This window comes from Limimaricola sp. G21655-S1, assembly GCF_027213785.1.
GTDB lineage: Bacteria > Pseudomonadota > Alphaproteobacteria > Rhodobacterales > Rhodobacteraceae > Limimaricola.
Genome location: NZ_JAPWGO010000070.1, coordinates 1 through 975, shown reverse-complemented (window position 1 = coordinate 975; position 975 = coordinate 1). Strand labels below are relative to the sequence as shown.

Annotated in this window: 1 pseudogene; it reads right to left on the bottom strand. The window is 60.5% G+C overall.

The annotated features are described in order from the left end of the window. Positions 1-18: 18 nt before the first annotated feature. A pseudogene (locus O4G76_RS19850) lies at positions 19-975 on the bottom strand (IS3 family transposase); the annotation flags it as partial.

The window sequence follows — 975 nt, the reverse complement described above, 5'->3', positions numbered from 1 at the left end:
TGAATAGCCCCGCGTTTCTTAGACGCCTTCGTGCCTCAGTTTCTGCTGCCGCTCGAACTCGAGAGGCGACAGCATTCCGTTTCGCGCGTGCTTGCGCTTCGGGTTGCAGAACATCTCGATGTAGTCGAACACGCCCCGTCGGGCTTCCTCGCGCGTGCGGTAGGTCCGGCGCCTGATCCGTTCGCGCTTGAGTAGGTTGAAGAAGCTCTCGGGCGAGACCTTGTCCGCCATTGGTCCAAGGACAATGGTCGAGCGCATTGTCATGGCAGTTGCCTCGCCGGCTCATGGAGTGCTCGAGATCGTGGGCCTTCAAGAAAGCGGCCCAGTCCATGCTGGTGAACTGGCTGCCTTGATCCGAATGGATCAGCACTTTGGTCTTCGGCTTGCGGCGCCAGATAGCTATCAGCAATGCCTGCAAGACGATGTCGGTCGTCTGGCGGCTCTGCATCGATCAGCCGACCACGCGGCGTGAAAAGAGATCGATGACGACGGCCAGGTAGGAGAAGCCTTCCTGCGTTCGGATATAGGTGATGTCGGTCACCCAAACCCGGTCTGGAGCTTCCACGTCGAACTGCCGATCAGGGTGTTGTCGACCACGACTGACGGCGTGCCGCCATACTTGCCGGGGCGGCGCTTGTAGCCGATCTGCGCCTTGATGCCGGCCAGCTTGGTCAGGCGGGAGACGCGGTTCAAACAGACGCTCTCGCCTTGTTCGAGAAGATCGTCGTGAAGCTTGCGGTGCCCGTAGACCTTGCCGCTCTCGACCCACGCTTTCTTCAGAAGCTCAATCTGCCGTTCGTCCTCCCAAGCGCGTTTGCTCAACGGCGCCTTCAGCCAAGCATAGAAGCCGCTCGGCTGGATGCGCAGGCACCGACACATCGCCCGCACGGAGAACTGACTGCGATGCTCGGCCACGAACGCGTATCTCACTTTGCATCCCTGGCGAAATACGCGTCGCCATTGTCGCTCGGACCA